This is a genomic window from Bradyrhizobium ingae, from assembly GCF_055791185.1.
The window spans coordinates 40,186-58,768 of sequence record NZ_JBVUBB010000045.1 but is presented as its reverse complement, the minus strand read 5'-3'; the positions used below and the strand labels follow the sequence as shown (position 1 = coordinate 58,768).

General features: G+C 60.0%; 11 protein-coding genes and 8 pseudogenes. 12 read left to right on the top strand and 7 right to left on the bottom strand.

Annotation, left to right across the window (positions count from 1 at the left end):
• Window positions 1–48: 48 nt before the first annotated feature.
• Window positions 49–609, top strand: coding sequence for an IS21 family transposase (gene istA / locus ACV1FX_RS36995; RefSeq protein ID WP_473122444.1), 561 nt, complete (start codon window positions 49–51; stop codon window positions 607–609).
• Here istA (ACV1FX_RS36995) and ACV1FX_RS36990 read toward each other — a convergent pair.
• The 4 genes from ACV1FX_RS36990 to ACV1FX_RS36975 form a co-directional block, all read right to left on the bottom strand.
• Window positions 598–2,664, bottom strand: a complete 2,067-nt coding sequence (locus ACV1FX_RS36990; protein WP_473122443.1) for a recombinase family protein — start codon at window positions 2,662–2,664, stop codon at window positions 598–600. The genes istA (ACV1FX_RS36995) and ACV1FX_RS36990 overlap by 12 nt on opposite strands.
• Window positions 2,657–2,938, bottom strand: a complete 282-nt coding sequence (locus ACV1FX_RS36985; RefSeq protein WP_473122442.1) for a hypothetical protein — start codon at window positions 2,936–2,938, stop codon at window positions 2,657–2,659. Before ACV1FX_RS36985 ends, ACV1FX_RS36990 begins: the two co-directional genes overlap by 8 nt.
• Window positions 2,935–3,408 carry a helix-turn-helix domain-containing protein gene (locus ACV1FX_RS36980; protein WP_473122441.1) on the bottom strand — a complete coding sequence of 158 codons (474 nt, stop codon included), beginning with the start codon at window positions 3,406–3,408 and terminating at the stop codon, window positions 2,935–2,937. Before ACV1FX_RS36980 ends, ACV1FX_RS36985 begins: the two co-directional genes overlap by 4 nt.
• A gap of 164 nt (window positions 3,409–3,572) precedes the next feature.
• Complete coding sequence (locus tag ACV1FX_RS36975; RefSeq protein WP_473122440.1) at window positions 3,573–3,878, bottom strand: DUF5372 family protein; 306 nt, start codon at window positions 3,876–3,878, stop codon at window positions 3,573–3,575.
• 23 nt (window positions 3,879–3,901) lie between these two features.
• Here ACV1FX_RS36975 and ACV1FX_RS36970 point away from each other — a divergent pair, with 23 nt between their 5' ends.
• The 3 genes and pseudogenes from ACV1FX_RS36970 to ACV1FX_RS36960 form a co-directional block, all read left to right on the top strand.
• Window positions 3,902–4,660, top strand: coding sequence for a Mu transposase domain-containing protein (locus ACV1FX_RS36970; RefSeq protein ID WP_473122439.1), 759 nt, complete (start codon window positions 3,902–3,904; stop codon window positions 4,658–4,660).
• Between the two features lie 13 nt (window positions 4,661–4,673).
• The gene (istB, locus tag ACV1FX_RS36965) at window positions 4,674–5,417 is read left to right on the top strand and encodes an IS21-like element helper ATPase IstB (protein WP_473122438.1); all 744 of its coding nucleotides are present in this window, start codon (window positions 4,674–4,676) and stop codon (window positions 5,415–5,417) included.
• A 278-nt stretch (window positions 5,418–5,695) separates the two neighbouring features.
• A pseudogene (locus tag ACV1FX_RS36960) lies at window positions 5,696–6,156 on the top strand (pantoate--beta-alanine ligase); the annotation flags it as partial.
• Between the two features lie 63 nt (window positions 6,157–6,219).
• Here ACV1FX_RS36960 and ACV1FX_RS36955 read toward each other — a convergent pair.
• Window positions 6,220–6,577 (bottom strand): annotated as a pseudogene (locus ACV1FX_RS36955) (transposase family protein); the annotation flags it as partial.
• A 1,747-nt stretch (window positions 6,578–8,324) separates the two neighbouring features.
• On the opposite strand from ACV1FX_RS36955, the pseudogene ACV1FX_RS36950 reads away from it, so the two are divergent.
• The 5 genes and pseudogenes from ACV1FX_RS36950 to ACV1FX_RS36930 form a co-directional block, all read left to right on the top strand.
• Window positions 8,325–8,627 (top strand): annotated as a pseudogene (locus ACV1FX_RS36950) (tyrosine-type recombinase/integrase); the annotation flags it as partial.
• 10 nt (window positions 8,628–8,637) lie between these two features.
• A pseudogene (locus tag ACV1FX_RS36945) lies at window positions 8,638–8,847 on the top strand (transposase zinc-binding domain-containing protein); the annotation flags it as partial.
• A 79-nt stretch (window positions 8,848–8,926) separates the two neighbouring features.
• Window positions 8,927–9,560: pseudogene (locus tag ACV1FX_RS36940) on the top strand (ABC transporter substrate-binding protein).
• Between the two features lie 520 nt (window positions 9,561–10,080).
• Complete coding sequence (locus ACV1FX_RS36935; protein WP_473122437.1) at window positions 10,081–10,455, top strand: hypothetical protein; 375 nt, start codon at window positions 10,081–10,083, stop codon at window positions 10,453–10,455.
• A 30-nt stretch (window positions 10,456–10,485) separates the two neighbouring features.
• Window positions 10,486–11,109, top strand: a complete 624-nt coding sequence (locus ACV1FX_RS36930) for a gamma-glutamyltransferase (protein ID WP_473122436.1) — start codon at window positions 10,486–10,488, stop codon at window positions 11,107–11,109.
• 591 nt (window positions 11,110–11,700) lie between these two features.
• Here the strand turns inward: ACV1FX_RS36930 and ACV1FX_RS36925 are convergent.
• Complete coding sequence (locus tag ACV1FX_RS36925; RefSeq protein WP_473122435.1) at window positions 11,701–12,585, bottom strand: MaoC/PaaZ C-terminal domain-containing protein; 885 nt, start codon at window positions 12,583–12,585, stop codon at window positions 11,701–11,703.
• A 334-nt stretch (window positions 12,586–12,919) separates the two neighbouring features.
• Window positions 12,920–13,861: a TauD/TfdA dioxygenase family protein gene (locus ACV1FX_RS36920; RefSeq protein WP_473122434.1), complete on the bottom strand. Its 942-nt coding sequence runs from the start codon at window positions 13,859–13,861 to the stop codon at window positions 12,920–12,922.
• Window positions 13,862–15,028: 1,167 nt separating this feature from the next.
• Between ACV1FX_RS36920 and istA (ACV1FX_RS36915) the strand changes: the two are divergent.
• The 3 pseudogenes from istA (ACV1FX_RS36915) to ACV1FX_RS36905 all read left to right on the top strand — a co-directional run.
• Window positions 15,029–15,905 (top strand): annotated as a pseudogene (gene istA, locus ACV1FX_RS36915) (IS21 family transposase); the annotation flags it as partial.
• Window positions 15,906–16,106: 201 nt separating this feature from the next.
• Window positions 16,107–17,330, top strand: a pseudogene (locus ACV1FX_RS36910) (ISL3 family transposase).
• A gap of 181 nt (window positions 17,331–17,511) precedes the next feature.
• Window positions 17,512–18,146: pseudogene (locus tag ACV1FX_RS36905) on the top strand (transposase family protein); the annotation flags it as partial.
• Window positions 18,147–18,583 lie beyond the last annotated feature (437 nt).

Sequence of the window (18,583 nt, the reverse complement as noted above, 5' to 3'; positions counted from 1 at the left end):
CCCATACGGGCCCGCGACACATGACCGGTCGCATCAGAGGCCGGACAGATGTCAGCACCCGACTACGCGCAGCGCCTCACGAAAGATTCTACTTGCACTTACGGGGGCGTCCACAGATGGGAGGAGTATTGCGACAGCGGCTCCGACAGCTTCAGCTATTCGTGGTTCTGCGAACGCTACAAGGAATGGGCTGGCCGCCTCAAGCCGACCCTGCGCCAGGTCCACGTCGCCGGCGAGAAGCTCTTCGTCGATTATTCCGGCCACACCGTGGAGGTGGTCGAGGGGACGAGCGGCGAGGTGCGCATCGCGCAGATCTTCGTCGCTGTACTCGGCGCCTCCAACTATACCTATGCCGAGGCCAGCTCCAGCCAGAGTTTGCCGGACTGGATCGCCTCGCATGTCCGCGCGTTTTCCTATTTCGGCGGCACCGCCCGACAAACCGTGAGCGATAATCTGAAGGCCGGCATCACCCGGGCCTGCTTCCATGAACCGATGGTCAACCGGACCTATGCCGATCTCGCCCGCCATTACCGCAGCGCCATCGTCCCGGCGCGGCCGTATCGTCCGCGGGACAAGGCGAGCGCTTCATACTCCACCTCATTCCTTTGATGGCGCGGTGATGGCGGTGAGCTGCGCCGGGCGGGCGCCGCGCCCACCGCAGCCCTTGCGGATCGTCATGCCAGGCGGGACCTCCCATAGGCCACGGTTCAGGCTGTCGGTATAGCATTTTGTGATGAGCCCCTGGCGACCCCACGTGTGTACGGCTGTCTCGGAGACGCAGAACTTGGCGGCGATCTCGCGCGTCGTGAGCATACCACGTCGACGCAGCCGCTCATATCGGCTGGCAAGTTTGTAGGCGCGGCGAATGAAGGCAACCTTCTTCAGATTGAACGCGTTCGCCTCCCATGTACGCCATCCGTGATTATTGAGAATCTCGGCGACTTCGCGATCGCAATGATGGTCAAGAAGACGATCAACCTCGGCAACGAGTTCAGGTTTGAACTTCCGGATCTGGGCGATGGGTAGCGGCCGGTCGAGCACCAAGGTACGCGTGGCGCCGCCAGACAGGCGCACATGGGCCGTGACGATTTGCGACTTGATTAAGGTTACGTCGTCGATGAGCAGACGCACGATGCGCTTGCGCTCGCGGGAGTCAACTCGCGGATCTTGCCAAATCCGCGGAAGCTGCTCGGCGAGGTCAAGGATGCGTCGCTGGGCTTCTGCAGTGAGTGCCGCAGCCTGCTGTTTGCTCCGGCGCTTGTAGTCTTCGGCGGCATCGGCATGACGGCGCAGCTTGTCGTTCCATTCGGCCTCGAGTGAATCGGCGACGAGTCGGTTGTCGGGATCGACCTTCATGTAGCGTCGACGCGCAAGCTCGGCTTCATAGCGCATCCGCTCGACATGCTGGCGACGCGCTGCATCGGTCTCTGCGGCGCGCGCCTCAAGCTCGCGCTGCACCTCAAGGGTGACGGCCAGCGTCATCGGCGTCATCAGCTCGATCATCAAATCTGCGATCCCCGCATCGACGATCTTCCCGGGAACCGTTTGGCAGGTCCATCCCGCGCGGCGTACCGCGTTCGCCTGGCACAGATAGGTTGGGACGGTGCTGCCGTGCTCCTGGCTGTAGCGTACACCCATGCGTTCGCCACACAGGCCACAGACCACGCGACCTTGGAGGAGCGCCGGTCCCTCGCGCGCCGGTCCCGACCGCCGCTCGCCACCGAAGGCACGAGCGTTGTCGGCGAGCCGCCGCTGGTTGGCCTCGAAGCGCTCCCAGTCGATGTAGCCCTGGTGCATCCCCGGCATAACGAACTGCCAATCGGCCCTGGCAACCTTGACGACACTGGTGCCACCGTCGGGCCGGTGCCGTATGCGTGTTCGGCCATACGCAAAGGCGCCGGCGTAGCGCGGATTGTGGAGCACCTGCAGAACGCGCGCATGGTGCGGCGACGCCCACAGGAGATCACCCTTGTTCGGTCCTGTCCGGAGTCGGCGCGGGAACAGCAAACCTTGCTCTCGGAAGAATCGGACTGTCTGCATCGCACTTCCGGTCTGCTCGAAGGTATCGAACACGAGACGGATTGCGTTCTGCACCTGGAGGTCGGGATCGAGGCCGATCGTCCGATCATTCCGGTAAACCAGCCCGACCGGAGGGCACATCTCGAGCTCGCCGCGACGGGCCTTGTTGAGCTGACCACCACGCATGCGTGCTTTGAGGATGTGCAGCTCGGCCTCGCTCATCGTCCCTTTGAGGCCGAGCAAGAGGCGATCGTTGAAGCTGGCTGGATCGTAGATACCGTCTTCGTCAAGGATGAGCGTCGCCGTCAATGCGCAAAGCTCGATGAGCCGGTGCCAGTCGGCCGAGTTGCGCGCAAGGCGCGAGACCTCCAGCCCCATGACCATACCGGCCTTGCCGAGCGCCACCTCGCTCACCAGTTGCTGGAAGCCGTCGCGTGCTGTCGTACTTGAGCCGGACTTGCCGAGATCGCGATCGATGACGTGAACGCGCTCGACCGGCCAACCGGCCACAACTGCTCGATCCCGCAACCCATATTGGCGCTCGGTGCTCTCGCCGTGCTCGGCGACCTGGCGAAGGGTCGATTGGCGGACATAGAGGTAAGCGTCGCGTTTGAGATGGTCGGCAGTGACTTTAAGCTCAGGCATGGAAGGGCTCCATTGCGATGGCGACGAGGATGCCGGCGATGAGGCGCGTGACGTCGCTTGTTGCGGGCGACGGATTGTCCGGGGCCGAGTGCGCGAGCCGATGGTCGTAGCAGGCTGCCTCGGTATCGACGTCCTGTCCGCGTGCTCGAATCCACGCTGCCAATCCCCGTCGGCGAAGAATGGTGAGACCAGGGCAGGCCGTGAACTCGGCACGCAATGCGGTGGCGCGTAGCTTCTCGTAGCTGTCCGCTGCGTCCGCAGGCGCGACGATCAAGCTGGGCTGAGTCGTTTTTTTTTGCGCGCCAGCGCCCGCTCCAGGCTGCGTCGGTGTACCTTGACGCCGAACCGCGCCTCGATCGCATCGAGGCAGTGCGACGTCGTCAGTTCGGGTCTTGCTGCTTTGAGAGCGGCGACGAACGCAACGACCTCGGCGGAGACCTTGTGGCCGCCTTTGGGGCCTCGCCGGTTCGGCAACAGGCCGGCAAGCCCGGCGGTCTGCAGGGCGCTCTGCGCCTTGTAGAAGGTCGGCCGCGTGACGCCGAATGTCTCGGCGGCCTCGCTGATCGCAACGCCGTCGACCTGGTGACGTCGCACCATCTCGTAGCGCACCTGCACCAGGTCCTTCGCATCGAAGAATGGGTTGCTGACGAACGAGGGGTCGCGGACGGCTTCCGGATTTGGATTGAGGACGCCGTCTTGCGCTAGCGCCTCGCTCTTCGGATCCCGCTTCTTCGCCTTGGCCATGCTCGGCCTCAATGTGACGTAAATATAAATACGCCTCTATATGTTGGGTGTCAATGGCGATGCCGACGCCATATGAAGATTTTTTGCTCATATTAGCGCCGTAATACGCCCTACCGTGTCCATGGCATGGCGTTATTATCTTTACACATGCGGCATATTTATCTTTACGCATCGCTGGCGCCCATGCTCTCCGCGAGCCGGTCCAGCGCGTCACAAAGTGCCAGCAGGTCAACCACGCAAAAGGCTGCTCTACCCGCAGCGACCAGCCTGAACCCATCGGGTGGATCGATATCGGTCCAGGCGCTCGCGATCGTGCAAAGTCGACCGTTCTGGCCCTCATAGACCACCCGGTCTTCGCCCCAATGACGGCGCCGACAGATCAGCTCGAACGTGCGACCGCAAAGCGGATGGAAGGGATGCGTGATCCGCACCTTTTGCTGGGTCGTACCCGCATGACCTGCAGTCGACAACTTTTGCCAAGGCCAAGGTCGAAGTGGGCGTCCAAATCGTCGGGCGATGGATTCTGGCGCGCCTACGCAACCGCCGGTTCTTCTCGCTCGCCGCCCTCAACGAGGCAATCCATACGCTTCTGGTCGATTTGAACAATCGACCGTTGCGGAGCTGGGGACGAAGCCGGCGCGACCTGTTCGAGGAGCTCGATCGGCCGGCACTCATCCCCTTGCCGGACGAGCCGTACGAGTACGCGGAGTGGAAGCGCTGCCGGGTGAACCTCGATTATCATGTCGAGATCGCCAAGCATTATTACAGCGTCCCCCAAAACCTCGTGCATCAGGAGGTCGAGGCGCGGATCACCTTAAGGACTGTCGAGATTTTCCTGCGCGGCAAGCGCGTCTCCTCGCATCTGCGCAGCACCCTGCCACATCGTCCAACAACGATCGCCGAGCATATGCCGAGCTCGCATCGCCGCTACCGCGACTGGACCCATGAACGCATCCGTTCCGAGGCCACCAAGGTGGGCCCCGACGTCGAGACGCTGATCGATGTCATCCTGCGCTCGCGGCCGCATCCGGAACAGGGCTTCCGCTCCGCTATCGGCATCCTCGGGCTGGTCAAGCGCTATGGTCAGGAGCGCGTCGATGCCGCCTGCGCCCGTGCACTGCTGCTCAATGCCCGTTCCTACAAGTCGGTAGCAGCCATCCTCAAGAACGCCACCGACAAAACCGCTCCTCCCGCCCAGGAGGCGCCCATCCTCTTCCACGCCAACATCCGCGGCCGCGGTTACTACAACTGATCAGGAGATCGTCGTGCTCATTCATCCGACCGTCGAGCGCCTGCGCGCACGCGGCCTCACTGCCATGGGAGACACCGTCATCGAACTGCAGAACAATCCCGAGGCCGCCGAGATGCCGCACCCCGATTGGCTCGGTCTCCTCGTCGATCGCGAGGTCACCGCCCGCGACAATCGTCGCCTCGTGCGCCGCTTGACCGGCGCCAAGCTCCGGCAGGCCGCCACCATCGAGAACGTCGATTATCGCGCAGCTCGCGGTCTCGACCGCTCACTCTTCCAGAACCTCGCCACCGGTCAATGGATCCGTGATCACAACCATCTGGTCATTGTCGGTCCGACCGGCACCGGCAAGTCCTGGCTTGCCTGCGCACTCGGCAACAAGGCTTGCCGCGACGGCTTCTCCGTCCTCTACAAGCGCGTTCCCCGCCTGTTTGCCGATCTCGCTCAGGCGCGCGGCGAAGGCCGTCTTTCTCGCTTGATCGCGGCGCTGGAGCGCGTCAGTTTGCTCATCCTGGACGACTGGGGACCTGAACCACTCACCGCCGAGCAGCGTCGCGATCTGCTCGAGATCGTCGATGATCGCTACGACAAAGGATCATTGCTGATCACCAGCCAGGTCCCCGTGTCACAATGGCATGACGTAATAGCAGACCCCACGCTAGGCGACGCGATATTAGACCGCATCATTCACAATGCGCACCGCATCGAGCTCAAAGGCGATAGTCTGCGTCGGCGGGCTGACGAAAAGAAAACGGCGTGACCACCTCGCTCACAATCGTCCCACCGGCCCACAGGCTCCTCCCGCGCGCGCCGCTGCGTCGCTCGTGGGGGCACTCCGCGCCGCGCGCGGGCCCTCCTGTGGACCACAGGGACGATCTCCTCAGCCTTCCGCCCTCCTTGACCAGGAGACCATTTCCAGCGCACATAAACTCGTCAGTCGTGCTCGTCTCCAAGCTTGATCACGATCACTGGAATCCGTGATCGCAATCGCTTGGTATCGCTGATCACCATCCCTGGAATACGCAAGCTGTTCAATATGTGCAGCCGGATGTCACTTTCTTCGGCCAGAAAGACTTTCAGCAATGTGCGGTCGTGCGTCGCATGGCAGTCGATCTCAATTTGCCCGTTGAGATCGTCATCGTGCCGACAGTTCGGGAAAAAGACGGGCTCGCAATGAGCAGCCGTAACAGGTATCTCACCCCCGAGCAGCGTGAGCGTGCACTTGCAATCAGTCGTGGCCTGTTCGCGGCGGAGGCCGAATTTCGAGCAGCTGAGCGCGACGTTGAGAAGCTGGTAAGCATTGCGAAGCGGCATCTGGATAAACTCGATCAGTTGCAGTAGAAATTGTTGCTGCCGACACGCTCAAGCAGGCGTCGAGCCCCTTAAGCCGTTGCGCCGCCATTTGTACCGCGGGCAATGTCGGTCCAACCCGGCTCATTGCATCAAACAAGACTGAAACGTCGTTAGAATCCTCGATCAAGCTGGCGCACGCCGACTGACGTGCCACGTAGCCAATGAGGCGCAGTCTGAGCCAGACTCTTGCGCCGGTGTCCGCACATCACGAAGGCAAACTTGCTGGTGCGATTGATTGCGACGTAGAGGGAGGAGCTTGCCTTTAGCGGTCTGGAGCTCGGCGATGTCGATGTGGAAATAGTCGATCGGATAAGCCTTGAACTTCTTCTTCGAGGGCTTGCCACCTTGGACCTCCGGCAATCGACTGATGCCGTGGCGCTGGAGGCAGCGATGCAGGGATGACCGCGTCAGCTGCGGGAGGGTCGGCTGCAGCGCATAGAGGCAATCGCACCAGCGTATGCCGCCGGAAAGCGACGATTATCGCCTCCTCCTCGATGGAAGGACAGTTGACTTGGCTTCCTTGGAGCCAGTCGAACGATCGGCGACGGTCTCGCGGTGCTTCCACCGCATGTTTTGGATCACCATGTCCGCGCGCGTTCAACCGGATGCGAGACCTGAGACTGTCGTTACCCGTGCCGAGATAGAAACACTCGACCGCATTGATGCGGCGCGATCCAGACCGCGTTCGCCGAACGCTCGAAACTTACCTTCTGCAGATCGCCATGCTCGGCGGCTATCTCGCCCGCACACGCGACCATCCCCAAGGAAACATCGTCGTCTGGCGTGGTCTGACCAAATTGCAAGATGTTGCCTTCGGCGTCGCTATCGGTTCAATCCGAAGATGTGGGTAATTGAAAGTCGGCGTAAGCCCCCTTGCACGGTATGATGGAGTTGACCGACCATGCGCCTATGCCGAAGATCTCTGGCAGGAAGTTGTCTTGACGGGCGCTCAGCGCCATTGACCTCGAGGAGAAGCAGCGGCTCGTTGCTGAGAGCTGCGGGGGCGACGATTGGTGCCGCGGATTGACTTGAGACGGAGCGATCGCCGCAAGCATTATCTCTCAATGTTGGCTCACCCCAAGATTGACGCTTTCTGCTTCTCCATGCGCGGTTCAAGTAGTTGGTGGCAAAGGGCGCGCGCTGATGGGCGGTGCGTCTCAAATCGTCGCGTATGTGCGATACGTTGTTGCTGGATGAACTTCTGAAACATATGGCACCACTCGCAGCCAAAATAGATCAGTGAAGTGGTCTGCGCTTTATCTTCGACTTAGCGGAATGACCTTCGTTGCATTTTTACGTCCCCCAACGTGCAAACGAGAGTGGGCTTCGTCGCCCGTACTACCTCGCGCAGCAGCGATGCGTTTCCAACCGAAAGCTGTTGCGCATCACGGTGGAGTGGAAAGGATCTCTCGCTCAATGCCTCCGGCCTCAAGATTGAAGAAAATGGATTGTCCCGTCAAGACATGATTCGCTCTTCATCGGTCATCGCGGACAAGATCGCGTGCTATTCGGTTTGACCAGAAGCGTGCCGAGCCTCAGAATCAAATCCTCTCCGGTGAAAATTCCTCACCATCACACGGGATTCGTTTTCGATCAGCTTATAGAAAATCTCGGCGTATCGCTCATGCAGCGGGGTGAGCGATAATCCTGGCGGCATAATCGAGGGCCCAGCACTGCGTGCTGAAATGTCGTTGCAGGTGGGTATGCCGCGATCGTCATGAATGCGGGAGGGGACGACGAGCTCGATATGCCGCACTGATCTATGTGTATTCGATGAAGAAGGATCTGCATGCCGTTCATATCGGCGCCGATATGTAGATGCCGATAACGAGCTGTAGTCGATCCATCGCGCCGCCAGTAGTGGCAAGATGCGCTTCTAGACGACAAGATTGTCCAAAGTGTGTTGCGAGAAGTGTTGAGCGGCGTCTACAGGCCGGCTTCTTCGGGCTCTCTTCGGTTTATCATAATAAGCAGTAAAATGGCGGACTACTCGAGGAGAGACATGCATGCCTGGCCACCTACCCCATGGCTTCGATGTGCCGTTCCATCGTGCTCAGCGAAAGCGACGCGAGCAATTTCCTTGGCAAGGAAAAACGGCAGTGACAGTAGGTGCTCCTCCTTCCCCAAAAATCTTTACTCTCATAGAATGTTTACTCTCATGATGTCTAGGATCTATAATCTAACAAATATTAAAGCGACAGCGATCTTGCGCTTCCTACCAGAATCGGCAGGAAGATTTGCTTTCCTTTTGCTGTACTCTTCAGGGCCGTCGGCTCTCGATCGCGACCAGAACTTGTACGTGGCGAGGCCGCGTTTTCCAGGCGGTATCCCCAACGAGCCGATATCGACCAACGCGGTGCAGGACGCCTGCAGCAAGGCGCATCGGTTAGCCGGCCTAGCCAAGCCCGTGACGCCGCATTCGCTGCGCCATGTCTTCGCCGTTCATCTACTCGAGGCCGGAACCGATCTTCGCACCGTCCAGCTCTTGCTTGGCCATCGTAGCCTGTCCACAACCGTAATATCTCCGGATAGCCACGACGCGGCGACCAGCCTGCTGGAGCTGCTGCCGCGCCCAATCCCCAAGGGACCACCATCGCCGCCGCCTGAACATTTCTGACGGCGGCCCCATGGGACGCTCTGGTCCGGAAGTGGCGGATATCTTCCGCCGCTTTGGTGCTGCCTGGCGCGAGCAGCACTGGAAGTCTCTATCGACCGAAGGGCGTGCGGCAATTACGGCCACCGAGCGCTGCCGAACGGCCGCGCTCGGTCGCCATGTCGGGCCGTGCGATCACTGCGGAGAGCGGCGGATCTCCTACAATAGCGGGCGCTCGCGCAACTGACGCAATTGCCGCTGCGTGCGCAAGCTGCATGGGGCCACCCGCGTCGCCACCGACATTCCCATTGCGCCGTTGAGCGATGATCCCACCGTCAGCTTTCCGGCCCGTGGCCACCGGCACATCGTCACCCGCTGGTCGCAGTCGGACGGGTGATTCCAAACGTATGTGCGTCATTAGTCGCCGAGACGCGCCCATCCGCTCGCCTAAAGAGCTGGAAGGCAAGATCGTTGCCTATGCACCCGCCGAAAGCACTGGTCAGATGCTTCCCGCGCTATTCCAACGATCCAATGTCGATGCTGGAGATCAACGTACTTAATCCTGCTACTGGCGCAAAGAACGCAATGTTTCTGCAGGGGAGTGCTGATGCCGTCCCGGCCAACGTGAATGTGCAGATCGCGCGATTGGAGGAGCAGGGCGCCAAGCTCCACCATTTCCTTTTTAGCAATTTCGGTGTCGAAATGATGAACAATGGAATCGTCGCGAGTGCCAACTGGGTTCAGCAGAACCGCGACGCGGCCAAGGCGTTCATTCGAACTCCAGGTGAATGCGTTTATGGCGTCCAAAAAGGACCCGGACAAAGCCGTCGACTTCCTCATCAAACGGGTGCCACAACAGGCGCGCAACAGGAGCGTTCTACGCTGTCAACTCGAGTCGACGTTTCCGTGTCTCGAAACGCGCAACACGAAGGGCAAGCCACTTGGCTTTATGGCTGAGCAGGATTGGCGTGAGACGCAGGATTTGCTTCTACAATACGGAGGCCTTCCCAAAGCGGTTGAGCTGAGCAAGCTCTATACCAACGAATTGGTCGAGGTCTAGCCGCGTGATGGCTCGGCCGAGTTCAATATGCGGTGTCTCGAAAGTTTTCGGGGTCGGCAAGGGCATCGTTCAGGCTTTACTGGATATTGACCTTGAACTGTGCCGGTGAGTTCGTTGCCATCGTCGGCGCCTCGGCTACGGAAAATCCACATTGCTGCGTCGCGGGGAGCCTTATGGCTGGCGGACAAGTCATGATTGGTAGCAAAGTGGTTACAGAGCGCAGTCCAGGCATCGGAGTCGTGTTTCAGGCGCCGGTGCTTCTCCCATGGCGTACGGTACAGCAAAACGCTCAGCTACCCTTGGACATTCAAGTTCCGGCAAGGCGTCAAAGCGAGCCGCGGATTTGCTTGCCCTGGTTGGCCTGCGGGTTTCGCATATAGCAGGCCGTACGAGCTATCCGGTGGTATACAACAGAGAGTGGCGCTCTGCCGGGCACTCGTTACGAATCCGTGCGTGCTCCTCATGGACGAGCCGTTCGGGGCTCTCGACGCATGGACGCGTGAGCAGATGAATCTCGAGCTGCAGCGGATATGGAAGGAGTCTGGCAAGACAATCATTCTGATCACGCATAGCATCACGGAAGCCGTTATGTTGGCTGATCGCGTCGTGGTAATGATGCCGAGGCCGAGGCGCATTCAGGAAATCATTGCGGTCAAGCTGGCAAGGCCGCGGGATTTCTCGTCTCTTCGGGAATCAGAATTCCATAGCGCCCTCCGAGCGCATACGCGCATTGATGAATGCATTCGGATTCGTGGAGTAATCTGTCGTGGCAATCCAAAACGAATTCTTTAGATCGCATCTCCCTGTCGTCGAGATTGCGGAATGGTGGTGGGCGGTCATCCGAAGGCAGTGGAAGCCGGAGCAGCTATCCTGCGCAGCGGCGGTAACACGATGGATGCAGCGATTGCTGCCGCCCCGATGCTCGCCATTGCTATCGCCTTCATGAACGGTCTCGGAGGCGATGCTATCCCTCTTTATAGTACGTCAGATGGCGATGTCACCGCGATCAATGGCTCGGGAGCCACGCTATGCGCTCTCTCAGTCGACGCGCTGCGCAAACGCGGTCCGCGGCGCGGACCACTCCCCGTCACTGTGCCTGGCGACGTTGCAGCTTGGGGGGAGGCACTCGATCGGTTCGGCACTCGCTCACTAGCAGAAGTTCTAGAGCCAGCTATCGAGCTCGCCAAGGTGGGCGTTGCGCTACACGTCTCAGCTATCTTCTCTCCTTCTCGGGTCGGACGTCCTACGCAGCGTGGTCCAGGAAGCTCGCTTCGTAGTCACGGCCTTTTGCGAGCATGCTCCAGGCCATCCGCGCGAGTTTTGCGACCAAGGCGACAACCGAGTGGAGCCGCTTCGATGCTGCCTCCAGCCAGGCTCCGAAGCCGTGCCTGGTCTCAAGAACGGAATGCACCGGCTCGCAACGGCGTGCTGGTGCGAATACTCTGAACCCCGGCTTTCTGCGGATTGACATGACCGGCGCACGCGCCGCCTCCATCTCCGCGGAAGATAGCGCGCGGGGCATCATCCGAAGGATTGCCGAGCTAACATCGGATACCTGCGGCGCTTCCCAGGACTACCACGGCGAGTCTTTGCCCTGGCAACGTATCCGCTCTAACCTCAGCGATTGGGGCGCAGGCCGTCGCGGAGAGCGATCTCATCGAGACGTCGCATTAGGAACATCCGCTCGTTCCGATGCTGACTTTTCGACTGCTTCTCGGATTGTCTCCGCTGCGAGATTCGGAGGATACGTGATGTCGAGGGCAAGCTTATATGGTTGCCTATTGGGATGCGCGGCCATGGAAAGGATAGCCGCATCGCGCATTCGAAAAATCCTGTTGATCATATCGGTGCGCAACGAGATGGATGTTCCTTCGTCTTTAGGTGCGAGGTACACTAGCCGAATCTCGGTAGAGCGCGGCGGTCACTTCCAGCGGCGGAGCAAGAAGGTGTATCGCCTGTCGATGGCGCAGCTGACAGCCGACCTCTGCTGGGGAGTGATAGGAGACGGAAATCAGCCGCCGCTGCGAAGCCGCGCGCCTAGGCGCGCAGCACGGTCTTACCGTTCTTGATCACCGTCACACCGCGATCGATTACGCGGGCCTCGAACGAAATCACGTTGAGGTCTTGCCAAAGATCGACAGTGATAGCATCGCCAGGAAACACCGGTGCCGAGAAGCGCGCTTGGTGGCTCAGGATTCTTTTGGGATCGTAATCACAGAACTCCTGCAGCACCGCGCGGCAAGTGATGCCGAAGGTGCACAGGCCATGCAGGATCGGTCGCGAGAAGCCGGCCTGCTTGGCGACTTCGGGATCAGAATGAAGCGGATTGAAGTCGCCGTTCAGCCGATAGAGCATCGCCTGGTCTGCCCGGGTATCAAACACGGCCGACAGGTCCGGCTTGCGTTCCGGCACAGGGTGCGGCTCGGGCGCACCCTGTGCCGGCCCGCCGAAGCCTCCGTTGCCGCGGGCGAAGGTGGAGCCGGTGAGAGTGACGACCTTCTCGCCCTTTTCGTCGGTCCACACGGTCTCGTCGACGACGACCGCGCCCCTCTCCTTGTCCTTATCGTAAGCGCCGATCGTGCGGCTGATGGCCGTGATCGTGCCGGACGACGGCAGCGGCTTGTGCAGCTCGACTTTCTGCTCGCCATGGACCAGCATCAGGAGATTCAGTTCACTGATCCGGAGGCCTGACTTCTGGTCCGCAGCGGGCCTAACTGGCCGTCCCCTAGCCGATGCCAGCACCGTTGCAACGGTCGGAGTAACCTTGAGATCCTTCTCGTACACGAATGGCAGCTCGCGCTCATTCATTGGATCGCGGCCCATGCCAATCCCTAGCGCGTACAGCATTACGTCCTTCTCGCCGTAGGTAAAGATGCGCGGCTCGGTCTTCTGCTCCAGGATGTCGGGATAGTAGATCGGCATGGAATATCCTCCAGGATTTGAGCTCAGCAAAGGTGTGTTCTAATCCACCATCAACTGTGGCTCTGGACTATCTCTCGGGACACGTCTCGTCAGGTGTCAGCCGCCGTTCGATCATGTCAGCGAAGAAGCCAATACGGCGTTTCTGGTCTGACTTGGTGCCACCGCCTTGATGCCTACAACGCGATCATTGACCCGGCTGATGCTTCGCAGCTCGCCATCATTACAATTTGGCGCCTGTGCGGCTCCTCGCTCACGGCCCGCTCCGGATTGCCTTCCACGAAAGGGCGCCTGGTCCGGCCGACGGTGGAGAGGCTAACACTCACGGTCTGGGCAATCACCTCGTCGCGGCAGTCTCCATCGGCCGTCCCGCGGCTGCTTGGTAGGCTTGACGCGCCACGCTGCGCCGACCATCGACGCTGATGGGCACCTCGCCATCGATGATCACGCGACGAACGATGCGATGCTGGTCGCCATAATCCTTGACCGCATAATGCATCGTGGCGCGATTGTCCCAGATAGCGACGTCACCCTGCTTCCAGTTCCAGCGGACGGTGTTTTCTGGCGCGGTGATATGAGACTCGAATAGATCGAACAACCTGTGCCCGTCAGATTTGGGAATGTCAACGAAACGCGTCACATAGCTACCGAGGACCAGCGTGCGCTCGCCGGTTTCGGGGTGGACACGCACTACAGGGTGCTCGGTCTCAAACCTCGTTTTGGTAACGAACTCATTGTAGCCCTCGTTATCGGCTTCGCTGGGGTGGACGGTTACGGCGAAGTCGTACGCGCTGCTGTGAACAGCCCATAAGTCGTCCGCAAGCCGTTGCAGTGGCGGCGGCAAGTCGAGATATGCCGCTGCGGTGTTTGACCACACCGTGTCGCCGCCGACCGCTGGGATCACAACGCCTCGCAGCAGCGAAATCTTCGGATAAGCATGCGTACAGGACATGTCGATGTGCCAACTGTCGGCCCGAATACCTCCGCGCGCCGAATCAAGGTCGAGGATTGCCATCGTTCCCTCGGCAGGACCTAGCACCGGCGGCACAAGCTTCCCGAAACGAAGAGCAAAGCGCTCTTGCTCGGCGTCATCGAGATGAACCTGGTTGCGGAAGAAGATGACCTTGTGCTCAAGCAGCAACCTGTTGATTGCGGCGACGGTCTGGTCCGGCAAATCGTGCGACAGCTTGATATGCCTGATTTCGACGCCGATGCGCGCCGCGCACTTGACGACATCTGCGTACGGGATGACGTTATCGATCGAAGCCGTTTCAATCATGTTATATTCTCCGTTGCGTTTTTACACCAGATGAAACCATTCAGCCGGCATACGGTGGGCTCAGGAAAGCTGCGAGGGCCGGTACCGGGCAAGATCGACTACAAACTCGCGGTTGACTGGATTGTGAGACGTTGCTGGCCTTCATGGGAGGCTTCGGGGCGGCCGGGTGATCGAAGCAAGGGGCGTACCAGTCGGGAGCGCCTCGAGCCGACCAAGGGAACGCCTCAGGCTGCCAACCTCTGCCCTTCTAATCGTGGGGTGTATTGTTAAGATAGGCTTCTCTTCTAGAAGCGACCCGCATGATCTCAATCCGAAAACATTTTGTTGTTGCGCTAGGACTACTTTGGCTGCCAAGTAATGCTAGTCTGTGAAAGCAACCGTTCAAAAAAGCGATCCACCAAACAAGCCTATGTCGCGGACGCGACAAACTCGATAGAAGGTGTTCTTACTTTGATAGTCCACACTGAAGCTTGTTTGGCCCAGACGAGGGCTAGCCCAAAAATATGCGTTGAACGTTCTCTGATCATCAACGAACGTGCCATCGTGGTATCAGCTATCCGCGCGCGTCGTTCAAGACATCACAATTGTATGCATTTTGGTCGGCTGCGAAAACGTGGTGCGATGATACGTGAACGATGATTGGCGTGAAAAGGCCCATCCTGATCCGCAGTCAAGGCTTCTCGGTTCGTCGTCATCGCTCGTCGAATAACTTGTGCTGCGGCCGCCAGCAGCATCCTTGTTCAGAGCGATCCTAGCGACCATGTCGCTGTCGCGCAGGGTACAACCTTGCCGTCGAAGCCATTGAAAAGACGATTGCTCATCGCTCGCTGCCCGTCGTTAGCATCAGGAGATCAGTTCGCTGATGCGGAGGCCTGACTTCTGGTTCACCGCTGGCCTGACGGGCATTCCCGTAGCCGAAGCTAGCACCGTGGCAACTGTCGGCATAACCTTGAGATCCTTCTCGGAGACGAACAAGAGCGCGCGCTCATTCATGGGATCGCGGCCCAATCCAATCCCCAACACGTACAGCTGTGAGTGCCGGACGTAAACTCTCCAAAAGTGCCGCTTGAAAAGTTCGTGCTACCCGCCCTTCCAGGGCCTGCCTTGGCAGGCCGGGCGGCTAACCGACTCACCGATGCTTCGCCCTGCTGGCGGGAGGGAGGGCGCGTGATCATACTCGGGAATCTTGTGATGATTCTGGAATTGCATCGGCAGGGCGTTTCGGCGACGGCCATCGCCCGCCAACTTGGAGCGCTAGACGGTGCGCACGCACATCGCCAAGGGCCTGACGGTGCCGGCTTACACGCCGAGGCGGCCGCGCGTGCGTCGGATTGAGCCATTCGTACCGTTTTGCGCGAACGGCTCGCCGCCAGCCCCTGACACGCCGCCGCCTATCGCAAGAACTCAAGGAGCGCGGATATCAGGGTGGAGACAGCGATCACGGATCTGCCGCGTCAGCTTCGACCGCCGCGGACCGGCTTTGAGGTCCGTTTTGAGACGCCGCCCGGCGAGCAGGCGCAGCTCGATTTTGCCCAGCTCGTCGTCGAATTTGCCGATGAACCCGGGATAAGCGCATCGTCTGGCTGTTCTCGATGTGCTGGGTCACTCCGGCTGATCTGGGCGCGCTCTGTCCTCCACCAGGATTTGCCGACGGTCCTGCGCTGCCACGTCGCCGCGCTGGAGGCGATCGGCGGCGCGCCGCGCGAGCTCCCTGTGCGACCGGATGAAGACAGCCGTCCTCGGCGAGGATAGGTCGGACTCGTGATTTACAATCGCGCTCTTCTCGATCTCGCCCGCCATTACGGGTTCCAGCCGCGCGCCTGCCGGCCCTATCGGGCGAAGACGAAAGGCATGATTGAGCGGCCGTTCCGCTATATCCGGGAGGACTTCTTCCTCGCCGGCTCCTTCCGCGACCTCGAGGATCTGAATGGTCAGTTGCGGCATTGGCTCGACACTGTCGCCAATCCGCCTGTGCACGCGACGACGCCGGCGCGTCGTCAATGAAGCCTTCGCCGAGGAAAGGAACGTCCTCAAGCCCTTGCCGCTTGACCGCTGATCCCCACATCCCGCCAGACTGGGGAATTTTACTTCGGCGCTGCTGGGGAAACTTAGATCGGCATTTGCAGCTCTAGGTGACGCGGCGCGAGCTCAACGTCGAGGCCGCCATCAATCGTCTCGATCGCTTTGATCTTCTCGTCCTTAACGATCTGGGGCCTATGTGACCAAGGACCAGGCCGAGACCAGTGTGCTGTTCGAACTTACCAGCGCGCGGGGCGCTTGGGATTACCAACCGTGGTACGCTCGGGGCGTCGACTTCGACGCTGCCAAGAAGGTTTTGACGGTCACTGTCGATTTCTAGCCGGGACGCGATTTGCGGTCGCCGGTGTCGCGGGCGTCCACCCGGTTCATGACACCCAGATCAAGCGGCTGCGACATCCAACTTCTTCCAGCACGAATGCTTCCTGGTGGTTCGGACGCCGCGGGTGAAGCTGCCCGATGGGAAGGTCGTTTTGGCCGAGCCAGCTTGGTTCGGCAAGCTCGCTGGCTTCACCCTGCTGTTCGAAGCGCTGGTGTTGGCCATGGCCCAGCAGATGACCTTTTCGGCAGTCGCCGGGTTGGTCGACGAATCCTGGCATAGGATCCACGCGATCTGCTCGTGCTATGTCAATCTCGCCTTGGCCGAGGCGGACCTCTCGGCCGTGACCGCCGTGGCGATCGACGAGACGTCCTGCCGGCGCGGCTACAATTATCTGACCATCGCCGCCGACACCGATAAACAAAAGGTCGTGTTCGTCACCGAAAGCAAGGACACCAAGACGGTTGCCGATTTCGCCGCCGATCTGGCCGCACACAAAGGTACCGCCGAGCAGTCCGTTTGGTCAGCATCGACATGTCGCCGGCCTTCATCAAGGGCGTCGCAGATCATCTGCCCAATGCCCGCATCACCTTCGGCAAGTTCCATGTCGTCGCCCACGCTTCCACTGCCGTTGACAAGATGCGGCGCCTCGAACAGCGCACAGATCCAAGCCTCAAAGGGCTGCGCTGGAGGTCGCTCAATGACCGCGGCCGGCTGTCGGACGAAAGTCGCGCCGATCTCGACACCTTGATTGCTCCGGCCGCAACCAAACGCACGGCGCGGGCCTGGCTCTATCGCGAGCATCTGCGCGCCATCCTCGATCGCAAGCAGATCAACGTCGTCTCCGCCATGCTCAAACAGTGGTGCACCAACGTCCTGGCTCCAGGGCCGAGCCGATGAAGGAGGTCGCCAGAATGATCCGCAAGCCTTCGATGGCATCGTCGCCTGGACGCAAACCCGCCAGACCAACGGCTACATCGAAGCCCTCAACGGCCTATTCCAAGCCGCAACGCAAGGCCCGCGGCTACACCCGTTTCACAACGATGCGTACCGTCCTCTTCCTCATCGCCGGAAAACTTCAACTTCACTCCGATCAACCCCCATGCCGTGTAGCCCACTCGAAGTTCAAAAGAGCCACAAGACACTTGCCGCATTGCGTCGCCACAAGTGTTCCTGAACGCTGAGTTGTTGCCTCACGTAAATTGCTCCCCAATGGCAAGGGAGCACAAGGGCAACGATGAGGCGATTGAGTATGGCGACGCGCAAGAACTGAAGTCTGCTTTAGCCTGTGCCGCGGCTCGGCCGGATCATCCGCGACATCCGCCGCAAGATCGAAAGTCAGCCAGCCCTGGAGGAGGCGTTCGCACGCCCGCTTGGCCGAGCCTCGCAGATCCGCTCACAGCAGCAGCGCCATCGTGGCTGGAAGCTCTATTCCCTCCATGCCCGAAGGTCGAGTGGATCGGCAAGGGCGAGGCCGCCGCCCCTTACGGGTTCGGCGTGAAGGCTCACCAACAACCGGGCTCCCGCGGTTTGTTCGTGCTGCACGCCAGGGCGCTGCCCGATAATCCGTACGATGGTCACACCTTGCGGGACGTCGTCGACCGTACCGAGACGCTCACGGTTGTCCGATCGAACAGGCCTATGTCGACAAGCATATCGCGGCCATAACGCGCAAAATCCACGTCGCATCTTCATCTCCGGCCAGAAGCGCGGCGTCTTCGGCGCCATCAAGCGCGAACTGCGCCGTCGCTCCGCCATCAGGCACATGAAGACCGTAGGTCACCTCGGCCGCTGCTACCTCAAAGGCCGCGTAGGAGATGCGCCAACGTCGTCCTCTCAGCCGAGGGCTACAACCTCCGCCGTACCCACCCTTGGCTCAGAGAACTCTTGGGCCGGTTCCTTGGACTGCAAGGGCAGACGCTTGCCTGACCAACCCAGCTCAATCCCTTAACGGACGACGATTAATCCTTAAATGAACCCGCGACTTTCTGACTGGGTAACCAGGGCGCCATGCCGCAGCTTGTTCGCTGGTGAGAATGGCAGGGCACGACTCGGCAATCGGCTCATGCCTGGAAGTTGAGATTGCTCGATGCGGTTGTGGAGAACGCGCAAACCTCCCCAGGCTTTCGGTCCCTCCCGCGTTAACTTTCGCATTTCATTGCGAGCGGCAAGAAAAGACCAACAGGGAGGTGAAAAAGATAGTGAAGCTTCGCTTTCATTTGCAAGTAGCAACAGGCAGAGTGCGATCGAAATGCTGTCGGGATAAGATCTCCCCAGAACATGAGAATGATATTGTTGGTCCGGAGAATTTTGTTTCTGTCTGCTAAACGAGATCGGCGGGTTCACTCGGCTCCCGACGGATTTCG